Genomic DNA, 22,918 nt, shown 5'->3' on the forward strand with positions numbered 1-22,918 from the left:
GGACACCGTGCCCCCGTGCGGGGAGAGCGTCGACCTGAGAGTTTTGCCGGTCCGCCTTCCCTCACGGGACGGGGCGCGCCGGCTTGCACCGTCGGTGGAGGCCTCGTGGCCCGGTGGTGACCAGGTCGCGAAGCGCTCACTTTCCAGAGTTGCCTCACCGCGACGGTACAGGGGGCCTGAGAGATTCCCGGGGAGGGTTTGCTCCTTCGGCGCCGGCTTGGACGCCGCGTCCACCGGGACGACGACGCCACGACCCGGGCTCTCCCGTCGCGGCTGCTGGCGGCACGGTACGGGAGGCGAACACGTCGAACCCCGGACCGCTGATTCAGTTGTCGGTTCAGTTGTGGGTCCAGCCTACTGGGGTCGCGGACCGCGATGTGACACGGCCTCGTCGGGGCGATCGAGTGGCAGGAGCTCCGGAACGATCCGGTCGGGCTGCTCCGGGCGTCCGGTGATCCCCGTTACGCTTTGTCCATGACGAACTTCCAGGTTGCCCACCGCGACAAGCAGGAGCCGACGGCGGCCCTCCTGGTGCGCGTGATCGTGTGCTTTGCCCTGTTCCTGGGCGGCCTCGCCCTGATCGGCGTCGGAAGCTACGGCACCCCGGCCGAGGACCTCGGAAGCGCCCTCACGTTCGGCGGCGGAATCCTCCTGATCGGCCTCTCCTTCGGTCTTCCGATGATGGGCGCCCACGAGCGCTGACGCGCGAGCGACGCGGCCGGCGCCGAGCGGCGCCGGCCGTCCTCCCCGGCGGGCACCGGCTCGCTCCTGACGGCACCGGATCGTGGTGCTCGTCAGGAGCGGGAGCCCGCTTCCGCCCGGTGGTGGGAGCAGAGGAACTAGAGAGACCCGCGGACCTCGCGGGCCGCGGCGACGAGGTTGGCGAGCGATGCCCGGGTCTCGTCGTAGCCACGGGTCTTCAGGCCGCAGTCCGGGTTCACCCACACGAGCCGGGGGTCGATCTCGGCCACCGCGAGCTTCAGCAGGTCCGAGACCTCGCCGCCGGACGGCACCCGAGGGCTGTGGATGTCCCACACGCCCGGCCCGATCCCGCGCGCGTACCCGGCCGAGGCCAGCCCCGGCACGATCTCCATCCGCGACCGAGCCGCCTCCACGGACGTGACGTCCGCGTCGAGGTCGTCGATCGCCCCCACGATGTCGCCGAACTCCGAGTAGCACAGGTGCGTGTGGATCTGCGTGGCGGGTGCGGCGCCCGACGTCGTCAGCCGGAACGACCGGACCGACCAGTCGAGGTAGGCAGGCTGTGCGGCGGCGTCGAGCGGGAGCAGCTCACGCAGCGCGGCCTCGTCCACCTGGACGATCCCGATCCCGGCCCCCTCCAGATCGGTGACCTCGTCACGCAGCGCGAGCGCCACCTGGTTCGCCGTGTCGGCCAGCGGCTGGTCGTCGCGCACGAACGACCAGGCCAGGATCGTCACGGGGCCGGTCAGCATCCCCTTGACCGGCTTGTCCGTGAGCGAGGCCGCGTAGGTGGCCCACGGCACGGTGATCGGCTCCGGCCGTGAGACGTCGCCCCACAGGATCGGCGGGCGGACGCACCGCGACCCGTACGACTGCACCCAGCCGTTGACGGTCGTCGTGAAGCCGGCCAGCCGCTCGGCGAAGTACTGCACCATGTCGTTGCGCTCGGGCTCGCCGTGCACGAGCACGTCGAGACCGAGCTCCTCCTGGAGCGCGACGACGCTCGCGACCTCCTGCCGGATGCGCGCCTCGTAGTCGGCGTCGGTGAGGTCGCCGCGCGTCCAGGCGGCGCGCGCCGTGCGGATCTCCGTGGTCTGCGGGAACGAGCCGATCGTGGTGGTGGGCAGGGGCGGCAGGCTCAGCCGTGTTCGTTGCGCGGCCGCGCGATCGGTGTAGGGAGCGCGCGTGAAGTCTGCGTCGGTCAGCCCGGCGAGCCGTTCCCGTACCTCGGGGACGACGACGCCCGCGGCGCCTGCCCGTCCGGTGCGGGCGGCCGTCGCCGCGTCGAGCTGCTCCTGTACCTCCGGACGCCCCGCGTCCAGTCCGCGCGCGAGAGTGACCACCTCGCCGACCTTCTGGTCGGCGAATGCCAGCCATCCGGCGAGTGCGGGGTCGAGCCGCGGTTCGTCGTCGACGTCATGCGGGACATGCAGCAGGGAGGTGGACGTGCCGACGGTGACGGTCCGGGCGCCTGTGGTCCGTCGCAGGGACTCCAGGAGGTCGAGACGGCTCGTGAGATCGGCCCGCCAGATGTTGTGTCCGTCGATCACGCCTGCGACCAGCGTCTTGGACGCGAGGCCGGGAACGTTCCACGCGGCCGTCCCCTCGGTCGGCGGTGTGGCCCCACGGACCAGGTCCAGCGCGATCGCCTCGACGTCGGTTCCGGCGAGGAGGGCGAGGCGGTCACCCGAGGCGCGGCGCAGCTCACCGAACGGGGCCGCGACGAGGATCTGCGGGCGGTCCGTGCCGGGTGACGGCGCCGTGAGAGCGGCGTACGCCCGGCGTACGGCGTCGGACACCGTGGTCGTGTCCGGGCGTCCCGGGCCGTCGGTGGACCCCGGTGTGGCGTCGAAGGGGGCGCCGATCAGGTCGCTGACGAGCGCGGGCTCGTCGAGCTGGACCCACGGTGCGCCGGCGGCTGCCAGCGCGGCGAGGAGCTCCCGGTAGGCGGCCACGACGTCGTCGAGGCGCCGGAGCGGGGAGAACCCTTCCGGTGCGCCGTCCTCCGGCTTGCTGAGCAGCAGGTACGTCACCGGTCCCACGATCACGGGGCGCGTCACGACGGGCGTGCCGCCGTCGGACGGGTCGGCAGCCTCGGCGAACTCTCGGACGATCCGGTCGTCGGCGAACCGGATCGGTGTGTCCGGGCCGATCTCGGGCACGAGGTAGTGGTAGTTCGTGTCGAACCACTTGGTCAGCTCCAGCGGCGGCTGCTCGGCAGTGCCCCGCGCGAGTGCGAAGTACGTCTCGGTGGAGACCTCGCTCGGGGGTTCCGCGAGGTGCTTGCCGGTACCGCGCTCCGTGCCCGCCGGGGCCACGGGCCGCTCCTCGCGTCCCGGCCGGAAGCGAGCCGGAACGGCCCCCAGCGTGGCCGTGACGTCCAAGACCTGGTCGTAGAGGGAGAACGAGTTCGGGACGGCGCCCGTGCCGGGGTCCAGGCCGAGGTCCACGAGGCGTCGCACCGTGGTCAGGCGCAGGTCGCGGGATGTCCGTTCCAGATCATCCGCGGTCGTGGTGCCGGCCCAGTACGACTCCAGCGCGCGCTTGAGCTCACGCCGCCGCCCGATCCGGGGGTAGCCGAGCACCGTGGCGCGCGGGAAGTCGGCACGCGGGGCGGCCGGCACAGTGTTGTCAGTCATCTCAGCTCCATCGCACCTGGCATTGAGCACCGTGCCCCGGCCGGGGTGGTTGCTGCGGCGTCGTCGAGCCAGATCTCTCGGCCGCTCTGGATGGGTGTACATGCCTCCGCGGAGGCGGACCTCGGTGTTGCCGTACGGGCGGGACGCGCCCGTACGGCTCCTCAGGCCGAGGTGGTCGTGAGGCCGACGCCGGACAGCAGGTCCAGGGCCGGGCGGTGCTTGTTGAACGTGTACACGTGGATGCCCGGCGCGCCTGAGTCCAGCACGGCCTGGGCCAGACGCACGGAGTGCTCGATGCCCCGCGCGTGCTGCGCCTCGGTGTCCGGCGAACCGTCGTCCAGCCGCAGGCCGTCGAGCTCGGCGAGCAGGCCGGGCGGCGGTACGACGCCGGTCAGTTCCTCCACGCGGCGCAGTCTGCGCGGGTCCGTCGTGGGGATGATCCCCGCGAGGACGGGGATGGTCACGCCGGCACGGCGGGCTGCCTCCACGAACCCCGTGTACGACTCGGGCTCGTAGAAGAGCTGGGTGATGGCGAAGGACACGCCTGCCTCCTGCTTCTCCAGCAGCCGGGCGACCTCCTGCTCGCGCGTCGTTCCGGCGTCCGCGTTGCCGTTCGGGAACGTGGCGACCGCGATCGTGAGCGGCTTGGTCGCCACTCGCAGGGCGGTCGCGGGACTGGCGGCGCAGCGGCGTGCGTCGACGTCCCGCAGCAGCCGGACGAGCTCGATGCTGGAGTGCACGCCGTCGGCAGGCGGGTGCCAGTCGGGCTGGTCCTTCGGCGGGTCTCCGCGCAGAGCGAGGAACGTGCGCACGCCGGCGTCGAGGAAGTCGTCGATCACCTCCGACACATCCTCGCGAGATGCGCCGACGCAGGTCAGGTGGGCAACCGGGAGGACCGGCGTGCCGGCCAGCAGCGTGGACACGACGTCGCGCGCCGTGGCGCGGTCGCCACCGCCCGCACCGTAGGTCACGGAGATGAAGTCGGGATGCGTCGCGACGAGCTGCCGGGCGGTCTCCCAGAACTTCGGCGCCGCGTCCGGTCGACGTGGCGGCATGAGCTCGAAGGAGATCGTCGGTCGGCTCGGGTGCGGCGTCTCGACAGCCATAGGTGATGCTCCCATCGCGCCTGGCGTTAGCACCTTGTCCACTTCGGCACGAAGCGGCAGGTTGCTGCGGTGTCGACGAGCCAGGACTCTCGACCGCTCTGGATGGTGAGCCCTCATCGTCACACATGCCCGCCATGCGATCCAGATTTTGCTCACCTGATGAGATGTCGACGCTCGGGGTGGACGTTCTCCCTTGCGGTCAGGTCGGCACCCACGCCGTAGGGTGGCAGTCATGGACAACGAAGAGCGCCTCGCCGTCTTCATCGACTACGAGAACCTGGCGCTCGGCGCGCGGGAACACCTGGGTGGCATGCAGTTCGACTTCGGCCCCATCGCCGACGCCCTGGCCGTGCGAGGCCGCGTCGTGGTGCGCCGTGCCTACGCGGACTGGTCGTACTTCGACGAGGACCGTCGTGCCCTGACCCGGCACCAGGTGGAGCTCATCGAGATGCCGCAGCGCATGGGCGCGTCCCGGAAGAACGCCGCCGACATCAAGATGGTGGTCGACACCATCGAGATGGCGTTCGAGCGCGACTACATCTCCACCTTCGTCATGTGTACCGGCGACAGCGACTTCTCGCCGCTCGTCCACAAGCTGCGTGAGCTGAACAAGCGGGTGATCGGTGTGGGTGTGGAACTCTCCACCTCTCGCCTCCTGCCGGCCGCCTGCGACGAGTTCCTCTTCTACGACCGCCTGGAGGGTGTCGACGTCCCCGACGAGGCGCCCGCGCCGAAGGCTGCGAAGTCGCGGGCCCGCCGGCGCCCGTCGGCCGCGCCAACGGGTGGTGCGCGGCCCGCTGAAGCGGCGCCCGCGAGCGACGGAGAGAAGCCTGAGCCCGCCGAGGCGAGCAAGGGCGGCGGGGGAACGTCGTCGGGCAGGAAGAGGAAGACGAAGGACGCCCTCCCGCCCGAACCGGCCGGGACGGCGCCCGACGAGGACACCGACGAGCCCGCCGGTGAGCCGCCCACCATGGAGGTACGGGTGGCGCAGACGCTCAAGGACCTGCAGGCGTCCTCCTCCGACTCGGTGACCGCGTCCATGCTCAAGCGGACGCTCGTGCGCAAGGACCCGACGTTCAGCGAGTCCGACTACGGCTTCCGTACCTTCGGGGAGTTCCTGCGGTTCCTGGCGGACCGTGGTTTCGTCGTGCTGTCGGACGGCCCGTCGAAGGGGGACCCCGAGATCTCGCTCCCCGAGGCGGGGAACGCCGATGCCGCGTTCATGCTGCTGCGGTCCGTGGTCCAGGGGGCAGGCGGGAGCGCGGTGCTGTCCGGGCTGAAGAACGCCGTGCGCAAGCAGCGGCCGGACTTCTCCGAGAAGGCGCTCGGCTACCGGGGCTTCCTGCAGTTCACCAAGGCCGCACAGACGTCCGGTGCGGTCGACCTGGCCTGGGACGACGAGGCCGACGACTACCTGGTGACCGCGCGATGACGAAGCCTTGATGGCGCCTTGAGTGAAATGCCCGATTCACCGCGCAGGTGGGGAGGCAGTGCACAATGTGCGGGTGACGTACCGGGTACTGAAACTCATCGTGTCGATCCTGTCGCTCGTTCTCCTGCGACCCCGGGTCACCGGAATCGACAACATTCCCCGCAAGGGCCCGGTCATCTTCGCGAGCAACCACCTGTCGTTCATCGACTCCATCCTCATCCCGATCACCGTGCCCCGGCACGTGACGTTCCTGGCCAAGAAGGAGTACTGGACGGGCAGGGGCATCAAGGGGGGACTGTCCCGCTGGTTCTTCACGACGATGGAGCACATCCCCGTGGACCGCAACGACCCGCGGGCAGGCCAGCGCTCCCTCGAGGACGCGCTGGCAGTGCTCGAGGAGGGCGGGGCGTTCGGGATCTACCCGGAGGGAACACGGTCGCGCGACGGCAAGCTGCACAAGGGCCACACCGGTGCGGCCTGGCTCGCGCTCACGGGTAAGGCGCTCGTGGTGCCCGTCGGGCTCAAGGGAACCGACAAGGTCAAGCCCATCGGCAAGATGCCGCGACTCGGCCGGGTCGAGGTGCATTTCGGGGCGCCGATCGACCCGTCGCGGCAGATCGAGGCCGGGACCAAGCCCGCCAAGGCGCGGCGGGAGCTGACCGAGGAGGTCATGACGGCCATCCAGAAGCTCAGCGGGCAGGAACGGGTGGACTGACGGGTTCGGCCGGGAACACGGGTCCGCGACGGCGCGGATCGATCTGCCCGTGCCCGGCCGCGCGCCGCCGGGTGAGGACCGACGGCGTGCTCAGGATCCCGGTTCGGCGACCACGGGACAGGTCGCCAGGTGATCGTCCACGAGCCCGCAGGCCTGCATGGCGGCATACATCGTCGTCGGCCCGACGAAGCGGAAGCCTTCCTTCTTCAGGGCCTTGCTGAGCGCCTTCGATGCCGGTGTCTGGGACGGGATGTCCGCCCAGTGGGCGGGACGCTCCCTGGCGGTGGCGTCGGGTGCGAACGACCAGAACAGCTCGTCGAGGGTACGCCCGGCGTCGTGCAGTGCGAGGAGGGCCTGGGCGTTGGCCACGGTCGCCTCGATCTTCCTGCGGTTGCGGATGATGCGTGCGTCCGTGAGGAGCCGTTCGACGTCGGCGTCGCCGAACTCCGCGACCCGCACGGGATCGAAGTCGCGGAACACCTCCCGGAACGCGGGCCGCTTGCGGAGCACGGTGATCCAGGCCAGGCCGGACTGGAATCCCTCGAGGGTGATGCGCTCGAAGAGCGCGGTCTCGCCGTGCACGGGCACACCCCACTCGGTGTCGTGGTACGCCTCGTAGAGGGGATCGCCGTCGCCGAAGCAGCGGGAGCCCGACGGTCGTGTGGGCGTGGAGGGGTCGGTGCGGGGTGTGGTGGCCTCGGTCATGGGACAACTCTGCACCCGGACACCGACACCTGTTTCCCGCCGTCCACAGCTCCCAGGTCAGTGGCTCGTCCCCGGAGCCCGTGAGCTGTGTCAGCGTCCGGTGCGATGCTGTGCCCATGACCGACATCACCCCGGTGGAGACCGGTGCCGAGAGCGGCGAGAGCTTCCAGAAGCGGATCCTCAAGAAGTATCTGCGCGATGCCCGCGAGGCACTCGTCTGGAAGGTCGAGGACCTCTCCGAGCGGGAGGCGCGATGGCCGCGTGTCCCCAGCGGCAACAACCTCGCCGGGCTCGTGAAGCACATGGCGAACGTCGAGGCCGGATACCTGGGAACCATCCTCGGGCGGCCATGGCCCACGCCTGCCGAACTCGTCCCCGAGGACCTGATCGAAACCGATCCGCAGGCGGACTTCTACCTCACCACCGATGAGACGCTCCCCGGGATGATCGACCTCTACCGCCGGGTCTGGACCTTCACCGAGGAGAACATCGACGCGCTGCCGCTCGATACACGGGCCACCGTGCCGTGGTGGCGTGACAACTCCGACACGACACTGTTCCGCCTGATCGTGCACACACTCGAAGACCTGTCCCGGCATGCCGGACACGCCGACATCCTCCGCGAGCAGCACGACGGCGCGGTGGGCCTGAGCAAGAACAACTCCAACGTTCCCGACCTGGACGAGGGAGGCGAGACGTACGTCGACAAGCTGAAGGCGATCGCGAACCGGTACGCATGATCCGCCCGCGTGCGCGGGTGCGCCGTAGCCGGGAGACTGTGGCTCGTGCGCCGTCCTCGAGTAGTCCTGCTGGTCACAGCACTGGTCGTGACGCTCCTGACCGCGGGCGTGCTCCAGGGCGAGCGCGAGCACCGGCGCGCGGAGGCCGAGGTCCACGCCGCGCGGTACACGAGCGTCCGGTCCGCCCTCGCCGGCCTGGCGGATGAGGCCGAGGCGGCGCGCACCGAACTCGGCGAACGCATCGACGAGGGCGAGGCCGTTGCGGACGCGGGCCGGACCGTCGGGCGCGGTGAGCTGCAGGCGTTGAACGAGGCTCTTTCCACCGCGCAGGCGTACTACGTCGCGCCGGTCCCGGAGGTGCCATCCGGCGCGGCCATGCCCGACTCCCTCGCGGCGGCACGCGCCGAGGCACGGGAACGGGTCGATGCGCTGCGGTGGATGTCCGGCGAACTCGCTCGGAACATCCGGGCGACCGAACGCTCCCAGGCGGAGTACCGCGCACGCGCCGGCCGCGGATAGCTCCCCACCTCAGGCGTGGCCCGCGGCAGGAGCCGTCGCCGGTCGCCGCACGCGAGACAATGGTCGCGTGCAGTGCCCACACTTCGACGCCGGCCGCTGCCGTTCGTGCACCCTCCTGGGGACGCCCCATGCGGCCCAGGTCGCTGACAAGCAGGCCCATGTGTCCCGCCTCCTGGGTGCCGCCGGGGCCGCGGCGGGCGCCGCGAACTCGTCCCCTGGAGGCGGACAGGCCCAGGGGATCGACTGGCTCCCGCCGGTGACCGGCCCCGAGTCCGGCTTCCGCAACAAGGCGAAGATGGTGGTCAGCGGCACCGCGGAAGAGCCGGTGCTGGGCATCCTCGACCAGGCCGGGCGTGGCGTCGATCTCACCGACTGCGGTCTCTACCCGCCCGCTCTCCAGACAGCCTTCGCGCCGCTGGAACAGTTCATCCGCCGGGCCGGACTGCGGCCCTACGAGGTCTTCGGCCGGACCGAACCGCAGCGGGCGGGGCAGCGGACGTCCCGCCGGGCGACCGCCGGGCGCGGGGAACTGAAGTACCTGCTCGTCACGATCTCACCGGACGGTGAGCTGATGGTCCGGTTCGTCATGCGCTCGACCGAGGCGCTCGCCCGCATCCGCAAGCACCTGCCCGAGCTACGATCCGACCTGCCGAACCTCGCTGTCGCCACGGTCAACGTCCAGCCGGCCCACGCGGCAGTCCTGGAGGGCGACCGGGAAATCGTGCTCACGGAATCCCGGACGCTGACCATGCGGGTGGACGGTGTCCCCCTGGGCCTGCGGCCGCAGAGCTTCTTCCAGACGAACACCCAGGTCGCGGCAGACCTCTACCGGCAGGCGCGCGAGTGGGTGGACGACGTCGACCCGGCGAGCCTGTGGGACCTGTACTGCGGAGTGGGCGGGTTCGCGCTGCACTGCGCGGCGCCGGGCCGATCGGTGACGGGCATCGAACTGAGCCGCGAGGCGGTCGCCGCGGCATCGGCGACCGCAGACTCGCTCGGACTGCGCGACGTCCGGTTCGAGGCGGGCGATGCGCGGGGCGTGGCAGAGCGGCTGGCATCCGGAGCTCCCGAGATGGTGATCGTGAATCCGCCCCGGCGCGGTATCGGGGCAGATCTGGCGCGCGCTCTGGACAGCTCCGCGGTCGGCCACGTCCTGTACTCGAGCTGCAACGCCACCACGCTCGCCAGCGATCTGTCGCACATGCCCGGTCTCCGTCCGGTGCGCGGCGTCCTGCTCGACATGTTCCCGCAGACCCAGCACTACGAGGTGCTGCTCATGCTCCGGCGTGACCGGTCACCGCAGCGCGGCCTCGGCGCGTGATGCCACGTCGGGCAAGGACACCGTGCCCAGCCGGAGTACCGGGGGAGCCGCCTGCTGGATCCAGTACGACTCGCGTACGTCCGTGAAGGCACGCGTGCACTCCGAGCAGTCGACGAGATGGTCCTCGAGCTCCCGGCGACGCCCGGGCAGCAGGCGGTGCCGGATGTAGTCGTGCATCGCGCCGCGGGTGATGCGGCAGGTGACCGGATCCGCGACGGAGCGGTTCGCGTCGGCGTGTCCGGGAACGGGCCTCCGCCCGGTCTGGCGCAGTCGCCGCCGTGCCGTGTGCGGCAGGGTGATCGCGCCCCCCGGCGGTTCGATCGACGGCGGGAGATCTGCGTGCGCCGGAGTCTCCGCCGGCTGCTCGGCACGGTGCGGGGCCGGCTCGGACAGGACGGCGGACCCGCCGGCGTCGTGCGACGTGGCGGAGGGGGAGTCCGTGGTGTCCGCGGCCGGGGCCTTCTCGGCGGCGGTTCCCGCGCGGTCCGAGGGGGCATCCATGACCGTGGACGACGCCTCGGCGGCGGCATCGATGGCGGCGTGGTGCCAGTAGTCGACCGGGCGGTCGACGGCTCCGTGTACGGCGATCGCACGACACAGCTGTTCGAGGCCGTAGCTCGTGGCCAGCTCCGAGTCCGCCTCGGGGACCTGCCGTGAGACGGCGGACGCCACGGCGCGCCGCTGCGCAGCGATCTCGCTCAGACCAGTGCTGATGAGCGTGTGCACCCTGGACCTCCAATCCGCGTACGCCGCGCCACAGGTTGTCGGCGTGGCGCCACGGACATCGTGGCACTTCGGTGCAGGCGCATGGAAGCGTCGTCTGAAATATCGGAGATATCACTGATTGCGTACCGACTGGTGGTGACCGAGTGGTAGGCCTGTCGGACACGGGTGATGGGACACGCATGGGGCCCGGAACCGCTGACGGTTCCGAGCCCCTTCGCCGACGTGCCGGTTCCTCAGTCTCCCGGTAGACCGTCGACCGCCCCCGTGCCGTTGAGCGCGTCGGCAAGGCCGTCGAAGAGCGGAAGATTGATCAGGTCGCCGAGGATCGGGACGTCCCCGAGTCCGCCGAGGATGTCCTCGAGTCCGCCGAGGGGTAGCTCCCCAAGGATGTCACCCAGGCCGCCCGATTCCCCTTCATCAGGGGCGTCGCCCTCACCGTCGTCGCCCTGGTCGTTCCCGTCCTCGCCGCCGCCGTTGCCGTTGTCGTCGCCCTGATCGTCCTCGTCGCCTCCGGAACCACCGTCGAGATCACCGTCGGTGCCCGGCTCGGGAGCAGGCTCGGGTGCGGGCGCCGGATCGTCCTGAGGCGCCGGCTCAGCCACGGGTGCGGCCTCGACGGGCTTCTCGGGTGCGGGCCGGTCGAGCGAGGGCGGGAACTCCTCGGCGGGCTGGGTCTCTTCGGGCGGGGTGGCCGGGGGCTCGTCCGTCTCCGTATCCGGATCGTCCGCGTCGGACCCCGGGTCGGCGTCGTCCGTGGTGTCGTCGGCGGCATCGTCTCCGGCCCCGTCGCCGTTCCCTGCCTCGTCGGGGGCGACCTGGGTCACCTCGGGCGTGGCCTCGGCCTGGATGTCAGGCTCGGTCGCCATGTACGCCCACGCGCCGCCGGCCAGAGCGAGTGCCGCCAGGACGCTCGCGGCCACGGCCGTCTGCTTCCCGGAGGGGCGTCTGGGACCGGGAACCGTCTTCGCCCCGGCCACCGCGGCCGCGCTGCTCACGGCCGCACTGCCGAAGAAGATCGGGACGAGGTGTTGCCCCAGCTCACGGAGCATCCATGAGACCTCACGGACGTCGACGAACGCCCGGGTGCACTCCGCGCAGCCGTCCAGGTGCGCCTCGAGGCGCTTCGAGCGGCGCGGCAGCAGGCGTCCCTTGAGGTAGTCATGCATGGCCGCTCGGGTGGTCCGGCACTCGGGTTCGTTGACCTTGCGCGCATGTGCGGCGGCGAACGCGCCGGCGAGGCGTTCCTCGGCCCGGCGAAGGCGCATCGTGACCGCATGCGGGCGAACCCCGAGGTCCCCGGCGATGTCGTTGACGGCCATGTCGTCGACATGCCGGTCGAAGAGCAGCTTGCGGTCGTCGTCGTTGAGGTCGCCGAGGGCATCTCGCAGCATCGCGACGTCCGCCTCGCGCTCGGCGTCCAGCTCCGCGCCGGTCACGGCCGGGGTGATGCCGGAGAGCGCCACGTCGTCGACCGGAACGGCACGTCCGGCCTCGCGGGTGATCGAGTACGCCTCGTTGAGCGCGGCTCGCCGCCAGTAGGCCGCCGGGTCCGCGATCTCCCCGTCGTTGTTCACGATCCGGATCATCTTCTCGAGGGCGCGGCTGGCCGCCTCGTCGGCGTCGACCCCGGGGACGCGAGCAGCGACGGACCGCACCACGTTGGGCCGGTGCACGACCCAGTCGTCGATCTGTACGTCAGTGGTGGTCACCGATGTCCCCCTTCATCGCGTCGACCGTCGATACCGGACGCGCCAGCACATGGTCCCATCGAGATGCCAGGCAGATGCAAGCCCCTTAGCGCGATAAATGTGGGAACGCCGTATCTCTTGAGCATGTCTGGGGTCATCCTCGCTGTCGGTCTTACTGTTGTCGGAACGATTCGTGATCATCGTCGATGGAACGCCTCGTAGACGGCGTCGATCCCACGCGGCCCTGTGGTCGCGTTGATGACCGCGAGAGCGACCTCGCAGGCGGCCGCACACAGGTCCGAAGCGCCCCACGCGTCAGCCAGGCGATACAGGCTGACGGCGTCGCCGTCCGAATAGGCGCGCAGGTACTGCGCACCCAGGCGGACGAGCTCGGTGTGCTCGGTACTTGTCATGTGCCCCTGACGCTCGAGGGGATCGAATGTCACAGCACTCCAGCCAATGTGTCGGGGAGTATTGCTCTTCTGTCTGGTTTTGGGGCGGTTCTGCCTGCCGAGTGTGCCCGACAACACACCACCCCGCCTCCGGAGTGTGTGGACCGCGCGTGTGATGCAAGTCACATCAAAGGAGGGTCGGAGTGCTGTGACCTGTCGGTGGCCCATGCGTCTTCATGTCGACGCGAGCGTTGGTTCGGACCGTACTGGAGGCGGGCCGAGCCGGACTCGTCAGGAGGCCGGCGTCGTTCCGAGTGCGCTGGGGGCACGCCGAACGGCGCCGGGCTCCGAACCACTGGCCGAGCGCCGGATCGAAGTGCGCTGGGGGCAGGTCGATCCGGCGCTCGTGCCGCCTCGGCGCACCACGTCGGGGCCGGGGCGTCGCATCGAGCGGCCGAGGTGGTGCGAGCGAGCGCTAGTTCGCCCCGCCGGCAGACGTGTCCAGATGGCTGGGTACGCCGTCGCGTTCCGCCCGGAGAGTCGCGAGCTCGGTGCGGATCGCCCGAATCTCCGTCAGCAGCGCGGCGTTGGAGGCGTCGTCCTCCTTGTCGTGCTCGACCAGCTCCTCCTCCAGGCTCTCCATCCCGCTCACGATGACGGCGATGAAGAGGTTCAGCACCGCGAAGCTGACGATGAGGATGAAGAGGACGAAGAAGATCCAGGCGCCCGGCATTTCCGCCATGACGGCGTCTGCGATGTCGGGCCAGGCCTCACCGGTCATCACCTGGAACAGGCTGAACAGCGTCGTCCCGAGGTTCCCGAAGTAGCCCGGAGCGATGTCCCGGAACAGCTTCGTGGCGATGACCGCCGACACGTACAGCACGAGCATGAGCAGCGCGCCGACAGAACCCATCCCAGGCACGGCTGCCACGAGGCCGTTCACCACGCGCTTCATCGAGGGCACGGCGTTGACGACGCGGAGGGCGCGCAGGATCCGCAGCGCCCGCAGTGCCGAGAGCGAGTCGACCGAGGCCGGCACGAGTGCGATCCCGACGACGAGCAGATCGAAGATGCTCCAGGGATCGGTGAAGAACTTCCGTCCGTGCGCGAAGATCCGCAGGCACAGCTCCACCACGAAGATCCACAGCATCACCGTGTCCACGCGCCGCAGCCACAGGTCGACGGTCGGGTCGGCGATAGACGTCTCGACCCCGAGGACGAGCGCGTTGGCGACGATCACCATGAGGACAGCACGGCTGAACCAGGTCGCCTCGACAAGGTCCCTCACTCGTGTGCGTATCGCCTGCACGCGCCTCACTCCGTCTTCCTGCCTGTCATCGGTCCGTCGGCCACGCGAAGCCTAGCGTTCCGCAGGTGTCCGGCATGGCAAGCCATAGTGAGATTTGCACCTCATGCCACGAATCGCCGTACAGACTGGGGCGAAAACGGTGGTTGAGTGCCAAGGTAGGTGCCGCAACACCACTTCTTTCTGGAGGACCACCACCATGCACTTCATCCCTCTCGTCATCCTCGGTCTGCTGGCCGGCGTCATCGCGCGCATCATCCTGCCGGGCAAGCAGAAGGGTGGCTTCTGGCTGACCCTGCTGCTCGGTGGGCTGGGTGCCGCGCTCGGTGTCTGGCTGAGCGACGTGATCTTCCACATCGCGCTCACGGCATTCTGGTCGTGGCAGTCCTGGCTGTTCGCGATCATCGGTGCGCTGATCGTCATCGGCGTCTTCGAGATGATCTTCAACCGGAAGAAGGCCTGACCGGTGCCGGACGGCCGGGACCACTGACACGGGTGCGGGCCTGGGCCTACAGTGGGTGCGCATGTCGCAGTGCGCTCCCCGGGCCCGGGCCCTCGCCGCGTCCGCGCTCTCCGTACTCCTGTTCGTTGCCGGCTGCACGGCCGGGGACGACGGCGGGAGCGTGTCCCGGCTCCCTCCCGTACCCGGCGACGTCGCCGCGGACCTGACCGTCACGCTGCAGCAGTCGCGCCTCGACTACGCGGATCGCGTGGTCGAGATCGAGGTGGTGAACGGGTCCGGCACCGACCTCGTACTGCTCGGCGGCACCCTCGAGAGCGGGAGCTTCGGCCCCTCGGCCGAGACGGCGAAGCGACCCTTCCTCGCCCAGACCCTTGCCGTGGGCGGGCGACGAGGCGTGTACGTCGAACTCGGTGAGCCCGTCTGCCCGCCCGGGCCCGACGGGGACGCCGTCGTCGGCCCCGAACCGCACGCCGAGGTGGTCGTGGCGCTCGGGCGCCGTGACACGCACGGCGAGCCGACCACCCTCGACGTCCCGATCTCCGACCCCGGCGGTCACCTGGCCCGCAACCTCGAAGAGGACTGCGCGGCCGCGGCCGTCGCCTCCGGCCTCACGCTCACCCAGGGCGCCGCCGTGCGCACCGAACGCCGTGAGGGAGAGAACATCGCGGTCATCACCCTCTCGGTGGAACGGGTCTCCGGCGGTCCCGACGTCAGGATCACCCGCATCGACGGTTCCACCCTCATCGATCCGATCGGTGGAACGGCATGGACCTCAGGGGCGCTGTCCGGGCAGGACGATGGCGTCCTCGAGCTCCCGTTCGTGCCCGAGCGGTGCGACCACCACGCCGTCGCCGAGGACAAGCGAGGCACCTTCCTGCCGGTGCATGCGACGGTGAACGGCGTGGCCCAGTACGTCGTGTACGTCCCGATGCCCGATGACGCGAAGCGTGACCTCTTCGAGTACATCGCGGACTACTGCGACTGGTCGTGACGCCGGGGCCGGCAGGTTCCCGGACCCCGTACGCACTCCCCGGTCTCAGCCGATGATCGGCGCGCTCTCGGGCATCCGGTAGAGCCGCTGCCGACTGCGCAGGGCGAGTGCCGCGCCCAGCGTGATCGGCCCGAGCCGGCCGACGAACATCAGCGGGACGAGCGCCAGCTGGTTGAACCAGGGCAGGTCGGCGGTGATCCCGGTCGACAGCCCGGTGGTGGTGAACGCGGAGGTGACCTCGAAGAGGATCTCCGCCACGCTGATCCCGGGTGTCGTGGCCGTGATCCACAGTGTCGGGACGATGATGATCGCGACCCCGAGGAGCGCGACCGTGAGTGCCTGGCGCTGCGTTGCGGGTGCGATCCGGCGGTCGAAGATGTTGGCGTCGGGCTCTCCGCGCAGCTCGGACCAGATGACCACGCCGAGCACCGCGAAGGTGGTGACCTTGATCCCGCCGGCGGTGCCCGCCGATCCGGCGCCGATGAACATCAGGATGATCGTGCCGAGCCAGGTCTCGTGGTGCATCTGCGAGGTGTCCAACGAGTTGAACCCGGCGGTGCGCGGCATGACAGCCTGCGTGAATGCCGACAGGATCTTGTCGCCGGGGCTGAGCGAGGCCATGGTCGCCGTGTTGTCACCCTCGGCGGCCAGGAAGAACAGCGTCGAGCCGACGAGCAGGACGGCCGTCATCCACAGCGTGATCCGGGTGTGCGTGCTCCAGCGCCGCGGCCGCCGGCGGGCGCGGAGCGCGCGGGCCACCTCGGCGATCACGGGCAGGCCGATGCCACCCACGATGACGGCGAAGCTGATCGGGAGCGACACCCACGGGTCGCCGACGAAGCCCATGAGAGAGTCGCTGAAGAGCGAGAATCCCGCGTTGTTGTAGGCGGAGATCGCGTGGAACGCCCCCTGCCACAGGGCTGTCCCCCACGGCATGTCGTAGGTGATCGCGAAGCGTGCGACGAGGATCACCGCACAGATGCCCTCCACGACGACGGCGATCTTGATCACGCGCGTGAGCACGCCTCGGACGTCGCCGAGGCCGACGCTCCGCGTCGAGGCGGCCGCAACGAGGCGCGAGCTCAGGTCCAGCCGGCGTGTCAGCAGGATGCCGAGCAGGGACGCCAGGGTCATCACGCCGAGTCCGCCGATCTGGATGAGCACGGCGATCACGGCCTCCCCGAAGCCCGACCAGAACACCGCGGTGTCGGTGACCACGAGCCCCGTGACGCACGTGGCGGAGGTCGCCGTGAACAGCGCCTCGACGAACGTCGCGCGGGCGCCCTCGGTGGCGATCGGCAGTGAGAGCAGGATCGTCCCGACGGCGATGGTGGCCAGGAATCCGAGGGTGACCACCTGCCCGGGGCGACGGCGCAGCGATGCCGCGCTGCTCACCTCCCGCGAGGGCCGGGACTTGCTGTATCGCACGAACGCGACTCTAGTCGCGTCCGGGCCGCGCGCGAGCGACGGCTACCGGGTAACTGCCGAGCGCCGCGGGCGCCGTCGGGCTCGGAAGCCGACGGCGCCCGCGGCGCTCAAGGTGTCGTTCGCGCGCTGGAGGCGACGGTGTCAGATCACGCGGATGAAGACCGGGTTGGTCTGCCACATCTCCGTGTAGCGTCCGGGGAGCCCGGCCTGGTACCACTCCATGATCATGCCGTTGCCCGCGTACAGGGCGACGTGGCCCGGGGTCCACACGATGTCACCCGGCTGCGGGTAGGAGACCTGGTAGCCGCTGTTGAGCAGTGCCGACGACGAGTGCGGCAGCGCGATGCCGTACAGGCCGTACACGTACTGGATGAACCCGGAGCAGTCGAAGGCCCCGGGGGTGGAACCGCCCCACACGTACGCACCGGCGAGGTAGTTGTACGCCGTGTTCGTGATCTTGATGTTCAGCGGCGTGGGCGGGGGCTCGGGGGCGGGAGTGACCTCCACGAGACCCTCGATCTTGGTGGCCCCGTCAGCGGTGACGGTGGCGCCCTCCACGTCGAGCTTGACGTTGTGCCCGACCGAGACGGTCGGGCCTTGCTTGACGGCCTGGCCGGCGGTCTCCTTCAGGGCGTCAAGGTTGAGACCGTCCATCTTCGCCGCCGTCTTGACGTCGCTCGAGGCCGGAGCCGCATGCGCGGTCGTGGCGAACGTCGAGACGAGAACGCCGCCGGCGGCAACCGCCAGGGCACCGCGGCGGGCTGCCGTGCCTGCGTTCTCGGATGCGCTGCGCGCGATGACTGTGAGTGGGGTTGTGGCCTTGCGGTCCGCGCGATGGCGGCCGCGCTGGGTGGCGTTGGACACCGTGTTCTCCTACCGCCTACGAAGTGAGCTGTCGGGTTCGGGTGGGAGATACTCACCCGGCCGAGCAGATGTGGGGGTTCTGCCCGGCTTCACCCCAAGGACATCGACCCCTCGGAAGCCTGCGGCTTCCGCTGGTTCGTCGCCCGGAGATGGTTCCCCCGTCCCTGCCATGGTCAGCCTGGGCACGATGCGGTGGCAGGGCTCGGCGTCCGCCTCGTGACTTCACCCGTTCGGGCGAAGCGAGACTCAAGGTACACACCTTCGGCGAAAAAGTCACGAACGTGTCACGCACAGCGGGAATCGGCGTAGTATGGCCGTTTTTGCCGGAGATTTCACCCGCTCTGGCGACACCTGTCACGCGTGTTCCGCTACCGTGCGCGCCATGTCCAACGGCGCGACCGACACAGTGACCGAAACGCTCACGTCGAACGATCTGCCCGCCCGGGTCTCCGGGTGGTGGATCCTGCCGATCAGCGCCGTGGCGTGGTGGGCCATCGGATTCCTCCCGTGGATCCTGCACGAGATCGCCCGGGCCGTGGGACTCCGGCCGGCGTCGCTCGAGGAGATCAACGCCTTCACGCCGATACCCCTCGCAGCCGAGGACGTCGTCGCCTCCCTGGTGACGATGAGTGTCATCGGGGGCGTCCTGGCCGGTGCGAGCGCGCGGCTCGCGCGGCACCGCGGCGGCGGGGCCGTCGCCGCGGTGTGTGGCACCCTGCTGGCCCTCGCCGTCGCGGGCGGAGCCGCTTGGCTGCAGGTCAACGCCGCCGCCGGCGCCGACGACGCCAAGGCGGACGCACTGCTCGCCATCGCGGTGGGCGGCACGCTCGTGGGCCTGGTTCTCGGCCTTCTGGTGGCGCTCGCGCCCGCACCGGTGCGGGCCGCCGCATTCGCGCTGCCGGTCGTGCTGGCGGACGGGTGGATGTGGGGGTTGCTGCCCGGGCACACCGCCGTGCCCCAGGGGACCTGGTGGGTCTTCGCCGTGGTGCTGGGCGTGGCGCTCGGGCTGGGTGTGGACCGGAACCCTCTGCAGATGCTCGGCTGGCTGCCCGCGGCCGGGCTGGTATGGGTGCTGCAGGCCTCTGCCGCCGTGCTCGACGCGGTCAGCGGGTACTTCGAGCCCGGGGCGGCGCCGCTGTCGATCCCGGTGGTGCTGGACGCGGCCGTGGAACCGCTGCGTGCGACCACGTTCTCGGCTGATGGACATGACCTCGGTGGATGGGTGGTGGGGCTGCTGCTCGGCGTCGCCGTCGCCGGGTTGCGCCTGACGCGTGGGGCCGAGGAGGAGGATGAGGACGAGTTCGACGAACTGCGTGCCTTCGCGCCGAGACAGTGAGGACGGCCGTGCGGCCGGCGGCTCGCCGTCCCGGCGCGAAGGCCGGCAGGTTCCGGATCAGACGACCCGGATGAAGGTCGGGTTGGACTGCCACATCGAGCGGTAGCTCAGCGGGGTGCTGTAGCTGACCGCTTCGACCACCATGCCGTCGCCGGCATAGATGGCGATGTGCCCGGGCGTCCAGACGAGGTCCCCCGGCCGTGCGGCCGACGCCGACACGACCGTGCCCGCGCCGCGCAGCGCCGACGACGAGTGCGGGAGCGCCACGCCGACCTGGGCGAAGGCGTACTTGACGAGTCCGGAGCAGTCGAAACCGCCGGGGGACTCGCCTCCGTAGACGTAGGGCGTGCCGACGAACTGCATGGCGATCGACACGGCTCGCGCGCCGATCGAGCTGTTCCGGGCAGGGGCCGGCGCCGCCGCGGCGGGCTGTGCGGCGGGCTGTGCCGCGGGCCGCGGCGCCGGTGCCGGTTCTGGCTCCGGTGCCGGCTTCACCTTGACCACGGCAGCCGTGAGGTCGAGGCGGGCATCCGGTGCCACCCTCACCGCCGGTGACGTGTCCGCCGGGGCGTGCGCGGCGTTCAGGGCGTCGAGATCGAGCCCGGTGACGCGCTCGTGGTGGGCGTTGCCCTCTGGAGCGGCGGCTGCCGTGCTGGACAGCGTCGTCGCGATGATCCCCGATGTCGCGGCCACGAGCGCTCCCTTGCGGGCTGCGTCGGCCGCGGTCTTCGACAGTGCAGTAAGCGGGGTGTTGGGAGCGTGGTCGGCGCGGTGTCGACCGCACCTGACGTTGGTACTCACCACTGGTTCTCCGAATCGCACCTAGGGTCTCCGGGCACCGCGTACCACTGGTCCGCGGCTACCCGTGGCTACGTCGTCCTATGACGCAACGAGTCGACGCTAGGTGAAGAAATCGTGCTTGTCTCGACCAGGGATGTGGTGACACGGAATAACTTGACAAGGTCGGGTCTGGAACTTTTCGACGGTGCTCGACACGCAGGTCGGGTCGGGCATTTCGCGCGAGTCGCGCGGCGGTGAGCGCGAGAAGTTTCGGTTCGGCACCGGTCTGTCGGCGTGTCGCGGCCTACATTTCTGAGATGAACCGGACAGCCAAGATGAGGCGTTCCCTGACCCGTATCCGACATTCAAGGTTTGTCGTACCAGGAGCCGCCGCAGTCCTTGCCGCCGTCCTGGCGATGCTGGTCGCCCAGGGCGTGCTCTGGCCCAACCGCCTGTTCGCCGCTCGCTACGACGTCCACGGGATCGACGTCTCGCACCACAACGGAGACATCGACTGGGACCGGGTCGCCGCGCAGGACATCGACTTCGCCTACGTGAAGGCCACGGAAGGCTCGGCGCACACCGACGAACTGTTCACCGAGAACTGGGTCCGCGCACGGGAGGCAGGACTCGCGGTCGGTGCCTACCACTTCTTGAGCTTCGAGAGCTCGGGAGAGGACCAGGCGGCGAACGTCGTCGGCACGGTGCCCTCGGCCCCGGACGCCCTGCCGCTCGTCGTCGACCTGGAGCCGTACGGCCCGTTCACCGGGAACCTGCCGCCGGCGGGCGAGGTCCGAGCGATCCTGGACCCGCTGCTCACGGCGCTCGAGGACCACTACGGGCAGCCGCCGGTCATCTACACCACGCGTGAGGCGTACGACGCCTACCTCGCGGGAAGCTACCGGCGTAACCCGGTGTGGATCCGGGCGGTCGCCCTGCCGCCGCGTCTCCCCGACGGGCGGGCGTGGACGATCTGGCAGTACTCACATCGCGACACGCTCGACGGCGTCGGACAGGACGCGGGTGCGGAACCGTACGTCGACATGAACGTCATCGACGGTACGCTCGCGCAGCTCAGAGCGGATGCGGGCGAGTAGCGTCAGTTGCCGACGGCAGGGCCGTCGCGGTCCGCGGCTCTCAGGGGAGCACGTCCCGGATGTCCGCGAGGAGGGGCTTGAGGAGTGTGGTGCGGCGGGTCCGGACCACGTTCTCCGTCACTGTCGCGATGCGTTCGAGCAGCGCGAGCGACGTGGTCAGGCGCGGGTCCGGGGCGGGCTGCGGCACACGCCGGCCCGTGCCGGCCAGCGTGCCGGACCACCGCTCCGCGGCTCCCGTGAGCATAGACGCGAGGTCGTCACGCTCGACCGGGCGCGCAGACATCGCGTAGGCGATCGCGGCACGGTGCAGGCTGTTGCGTGCCTCTCCGACGCGGCGCCCTTCGCGCGCCTTCTCGAAGAACCCGCCGGCGCTCGCCCGCGCGAGTACCGGCTGCAGTGCAGGGCTCTTCTCGATGACGATCGGGCGTGGATCCAGCGGTACCTCGAAGCGGAGCCCCGCAGGGACGTCGGTGCCGGCCAATGACAGCTCTGGGGCGGTCGTCATGGGTTCGTTCCTGTTCTCGCGCATTCCGTGTTGCCCGTTGACAGGGGGTCTACCAAGCAGCGCCGCCGATCGCCCGGAGACGCGCCGTCGGCGCGGACGGTGTCGCGATCCTGCGTTGGACGCAACCGGGGGTCCGCGCGGGTAGTGCTCCCGTCGCGACGCTACCTCCGGCTCGGCCGTCACGCGTCCGCGCCGGGCATGTCGTCGTCCGTGGCCTTGTCCACCTGGCGCGACGCGGCGAGGATCGTCTCCCGAAGCATGGCCAGCGCGGCATCGACCGCCGCCTCGCACCAGACGTCCGCGGGGCGGTCCACGGCACCGTCGGCCACGATGCGCGCGCAGAGCGCTGCCAGCCCACGGCTCGCGGCGGCCTCGGGATCGACGAAAGGCACGCGCCGCCCGACCGTGTGGACGACGGCGCGGCGGTGTGCGGCCCAGGAGGCGGAATCCATCAGGTGTGTCGTCATGCACCTCAGACGCGCGGCCCGCCCGGATGTCACAGCAGTTCGCGAAACCCGTGCCTCGGCGCGCCCCACGGACCGGTGCCGGGTGATACTGGCGCGGCACCGTGCCGTGCCGCCGGCGAGGAGGTCCGCCCCGGTGCGGCCACCGGCACACCTCGAGAACGGAGTCCCATGCCCGTCCGCCCGCGCACGCTCGTCCCGGCATTCCTCCCGCTCACCGCCCTCGCGCTGACGGGCTGCGGCACCGACCCGACGCAGGCCCTGCCGGATCCGGTGGAGGAGCCCGCGGCCCACTGGGCATACGGCGACGGCGTCGACGCGCCCGCGCACTGGGGCGAGCTCTCCGAAGACTATGCACTGTGCGCCGACGGCTCCCACCAGTCCCCTGTCGACCTGCCGGCCGCGGTGCCGGCCGCGGACGGCACGACACGGATCGAGGTGGCGGCTGCCTCGGGCGTGATCGCGGACACCGGCCACACCTTCCAGCTCACGATCGGCGCCGCCGGAGACGGCACCGGCCTCGCCCACGACGGCGAGCGGTACGACCTGGTCCAGGTGCACTTCCATACGCCGTCGGAACACACCGTCGACGGCGAACCTGCCGATGCCGAGTTCCACCTCGTGCACCAGAACCAGGACGGAGACGTGCTCGTCGTCGGCCTGATGGCACAGGAAGGCGACGCGACCCCCGCCCTGCGGCCCTTCCTCGACGCCGTGGACGCCGGCAAGGAGACCACCGCGGACCTCGACCTCCCTCGCATCCTCCCGGAGGAGTCCTCCGCCTACTCCTACGGGGGCAGCCTGACCACGCCGCCGTGCACGGAGGAGGTGGACTGGCTCGTGCTCGAGCAGCAGATCACGCTCTCGCCCGCGCAACTCGCCGTCCTGACCGGCGCCGAGAACCCGAACGCACGCCCCACGCTTCCGCTCGGCGACCGAGAGATCGACGGCACCACCCTCGAGTTCGTCGCGGACTGACCTGGACGGCCGGCACCGGCC

Annotated in this window: 23 protein-coding genes and 4 riboswitches; of the genes, 11 read left to right on the forward strand and 12 right to left on the reverse strand. The window is 70.4% G+C overall.

Annotated elements, in window-relative coordinates:
* Window positions 1-153: 153 nt before the first annotated feature.
* A riboswitch (glycine riboswitch) is annotated at window positions 154-277 on the reverse strand.
* A gap of 197 nt (window positions 278-474) precedes the next feature.
* Window positions 475-702, forward strand: coding sequence for a hypothetical protein (locus HGK34_RS10510; protein ID WP_201846939.1), 228 nt, complete (start codon window positions 475-477; stop codon window positions 700-702).
* 137 nt (window positions 703-839) lie between these two features.
* On the opposite strand, the gene metE is transcribed toward HGK34_RS10510, so the two are convergent.
* Entirely contained in the window at window positions 840-3,341 is a 2,502-nt protein-coding gene (gene metE / locus HGK34_RS10515) for a 5-methyltetrahydropteroyltriglutamate--homocysteine S-methyltransferase (RefSeq protein ID WP_201846941.1), read from the reverse strand.
* Window positions 3,335-3,438, reverse strand: a riboswitch (SAM riboswitch). (Overlaps the previous gene by 7 nt.)
* Window positions 3,439-3,502: 64 nt before the next feature.
* On the reverse strand, window positions 3,503-4,447 hold the full coding sequence (locus HGK34_RS10520; protein ID WP_201846943.1) for a methylenetetrahydrofolate reductase: 945 nt from the start codon (window positions 4,445-4,447) through the stop codon (window positions 3,503-3,505).
* 8 nt (window positions 4,448-4,455) lie between these two features.
* A riboswitch (SAM riboswitch) is annotated at window positions 4,456-4,557 on the reverse strand.
* A gap of 122 nt (window positions 4,558-4,679) precedes the next feature.
* Between HGK34_RS10520 and HGK34_RS10525 the strand changes: the two genes are divergently transcribed.
* Together HGK34_RS10525 and HGK34_RS10530 are read left to right on the forward strand one after the other, a co-directional pair.
* Window positions 4,680-5,879 (forward strand): NYN domain-containing protein, encoded by a 1,200-nt coding sequence (locus tag HGK34_RS10525; RefSeq protein ID WP_201846945.1) that lies wholly within the window; start codon window positions 4,680-4,682, stop codon window positions 5,877-5,879.
* A 73-nt stretch (window positions 5,880-5,952) separates the two neighbouring features.
* A complete protein-coding gene (locus HGK34_RS10530; RefSeq protein ID WP_201846947.1) occupies window positions 5,953-6,594 on the forward strand; it encodes a lysophospholipid acyltransferase family protein in 642 nt (213 codons plus the stop codon).
* 90 nt (window positions 6,595-6,684) lie between these two features.
* Here HGK34_RS10530 and HGK34_RS10535 read toward each other — a convergent pair whose 3' ends face one another.
* The gene (locus tag HGK34_RS10535) at window positions 6,685-7,299 is read right to left on the reverse strand and encodes a DNA-3-methyladenine glycosylase I (protein ID WP_201846949.1); all 615 of its coding nucleotides are present in this window, start codon (window positions 7,297-7,299) and stop codon (window positions 6,685-6,687) included.
* Between the two features lie 116 nt (window positions 7,300-7,415).
* Here HGK34_RS10535 and HGK34_RS10540 point away from each other — a divergent pair, with 116 nt between their 5' ends.
* From HGK34_RS10540 to rlmC, 3 genes are all read left to right on the forward strand, one after another.
* Window positions 7,416-8,039: a DinB family protein gene (locus tag HGK34_RS10540; RefSeq protein ID WP_201846951.1), complete on the forward strand. Its 624-nt coding sequence runs from the start codon at window positions 7,416-7,418 to the stop codon at window positions 8,037-8,039.
* 45 nt (window positions 8,040-8,084) lie between these two features.
* Window positions 8,085-8,558, forward strand: a complete 474-nt coding sequence (locus HGK34_RS10545; RefSeq protein WP_201846953.1) for a hypothetical protein — start codon at window positions 8,085-8,087, stop codon at window positions 8,556-8,558.
* Window positions 8,559-8,625: 67 nt separating this feature from the next.
* The gene (gene rlmC, locus HGK34_RS10550) at window positions 8,626-9,879 is read left to right on the forward strand and encodes a 23S rRNA (uracil(747)-C(5))-methyltransferase RlmC (RefSeq protein WP_201846955.1); all 1,254 of its coding nucleotides are present in this window, start codon (window positions 8,626-8,628) and stop codon (window positions 9,877-9,879) included.
* Here the strand turns inward: rlmC and HGK34_RS23210 are convergent.
* The 4 genes from HGK34_RS23210 to HGK34_RS10570 form a co-directional block, all read right to left on the reverse strand.
* Entirely contained in the window at window positions 9,853-10,605 is a 753-nt protein-coding gene (locus HGK34_RS23210) for a zf-HC2 domain-containing protein (protein ID WP_201846957.1), read from the reverse strand. The genes rlmC and HGK34_RS23210 overlap by 27 nt on opposite strands.
* A 233-nt stretch (window positions 10,606-10,838) precedes the next feature.
* Entirely contained in the window at window positions 10,839-12,314 is a 1,476-nt protein-coding gene (locus HGK34_RS22655) for a zf-HC2 domain-containing protein (RefSeq protein WP_201846959.1), read from the reverse strand.
* 176 nt (window positions 12,315-12,490) lie between these two features.
* On the reverse strand, window positions 12,491-12,706 hold the full coding sequence (locus HGK34_RS10565) for a hypothetical protein (protein WP_201846962.1): 216 nt from the start codon (window positions 12,704-12,706) through the stop codon (window positions 12,491-12,493).
* 454 nt (window positions 12,707-13,160) lie between these two features.
* Window positions 13,161-13,973: an ion transporter gene (locus HGK34_RS10570; RefSeq protein ID WP_307815896.1), complete on the reverse strand. Its 813-nt coding sequence runs from the start codon at window positions 13,971-13,973 to the stop codon at window positions 13,161-13,163.
* Between the two features lie 217 nt (window positions 13,974-14,190).
* Between HGK34_RS10570 and HGK34_RS10575 the strand changes: the two genes are divergently transcribed.
* Window positions 14,191-14,454 carry a GlsB/YeaQ/YmgE family stress response membrane protein gene (locus HGK34_RS10575; RefSeq protein WP_201846964.1) on the forward strand — a complete coding sequence of 88 codons (264 nt, stop codon included), beginning with the start codon at window positions 14,191-14,193 and terminating at the stop codon, window positions 14,452-14,454.
* 61 nt (window positions 14,455-14,515) lie between these two features.
* Window positions 14,516-15,445, forward strand: coding sequence for a hypothetical protein (locus HGK34_RS10580; protein ID WP_201846966.1), 930 nt, complete (start codon window positions 14,516-14,518; stop codon window positions 15,443-15,445).
* A gap of 45 nt (window positions 15,446-15,490) precedes the next feature.
* Here HGK34_RS10580 and HGK34_RS10585 read toward each other — a convergent pair whose 3' ends face one another.
* A complete protein-coding gene (locus HGK34_RS10585; protein ID WP_307815897.1) occupies window positions 15,491-16,873 on the reverse strand; it encodes a TrkH family potassium uptake protein in 1,383 nt (460 codons plus the stop codon).
* Between the two features lie 141 nt (window positions 16,874-17,014).
* The gene (locus HGK34_RS10590) at window positions 17,015-17,737 is read right to left on the reverse strand and encodes a C40 family peptidase (RefSeq protein ID WP_201846968.1); all 723 of its coding nucleotides are present in this window, start codon (window positions 17,735-17,737) and stop codon (window positions 17,015-17,017) included.
* Window positions 17,737-17,932, reverse strand: a riboswitch (cyclic di-AMP (ydaO/yuaA leader). It overlaps the preceding gene by 1 nt.
* Window positions 17,933-18,119: 187 nt before the next feature.
* Between HGK34_RS10590 and HGK34_RS10595 the strand changes: the two genes are divergently transcribed.
* Complete coding sequence (locus HGK34_RS10595) at window positions 18,120-19,073, forward strand: hypothetical protein (protein WP_201846969.1); 954 nt, start codon at window positions 18,120-18,122, stop codon at window positions 19,071-19,073.
* Between the two features lie 57 nt (window positions 19,074-19,130).
* On the opposite strand, the gene HGK34_RS23535 is transcribed toward HGK34_RS10595, so the two are convergent.
* Window positions 19,131-19,766, reverse strand: a complete 636-nt coding sequence (locus tag HGK34_RS23535) for a C40 family peptidase (RefSeq protein ID WP_201846971.1) — start codon at window positions 19,764-19,766, stop codon at window positions 19,131-19,133.
* A gap of 404 nt (window positions 19,767-20,170) precedes the next feature.
* Here HGK34_RS23535 and HGK34_RS10605 point away from each other — a divergent pair, with 404 nt between their 5' ends.
* Window positions 20,171-20,950 (forward strand): GH25 family lysozyme, encoded by a 780-nt coding sequence (locus HGK34_RS10605; RefSeq protein ID WP_244666615.1) that lies wholly within the window; start codon window positions 20,171-20,173, stop codon window positions 20,948-20,950.
* 40 nt (window positions 20,951-20,990) lie between these two features.
* Here the strand turns inward: HGK34_RS10605 and HGK34_RS10610 are convergent, their stop codons facing one another.
* On the reverse strand, window positions 20,991-21,455 hold the full coding sequence (locus HGK34_RS10610) for a hypothetical protein (protein ID WP_201846972.1): 465 nt from the start codon (window positions 21,453-21,455) through the stop codon (window positions 20,991-20,993).
* Between the two features lie 179 nt (window positions 21,456-21,634).
* Entirely contained in the window at window positions 21,635-21,922 is a 288-nt protein-coding gene (locus HGK34_RS10615) for a hypothetical protein (RefSeq protein WP_201846974.1), read from the reverse strand.
* 168 nt (window positions 21,923-22,090) lie between these two features.
* On the opposite strand from HGK34_RS10615, the gene HGK34_RS10620 reads away from it, so the two are divergent.
* Window positions 22,091-22,897 carry a carbonic anhydrase gene (locus tag HGK34_RS10620; RefSeq protein WP_201846976.1) on the forward strand — a complete coding sequence of 269 codons (807 nt, stop codon included), beginning with the start codon at window positions 22,091-22,093 and terminating at the stop codon, window positions 22,895-22,897.
* Window positions 22,898-22,918 lie beyond the last annotated feature (21 nt).

It is taken from the genome of Myceligenerans indicum (assembly GCF_016742955.1).
Lineage (GTDB): Bacteria > Actinomycetota > Actinomycetes > Actinomycetales > Cellulomonadaceae > Myceligenerans > Myceligenerans indicum.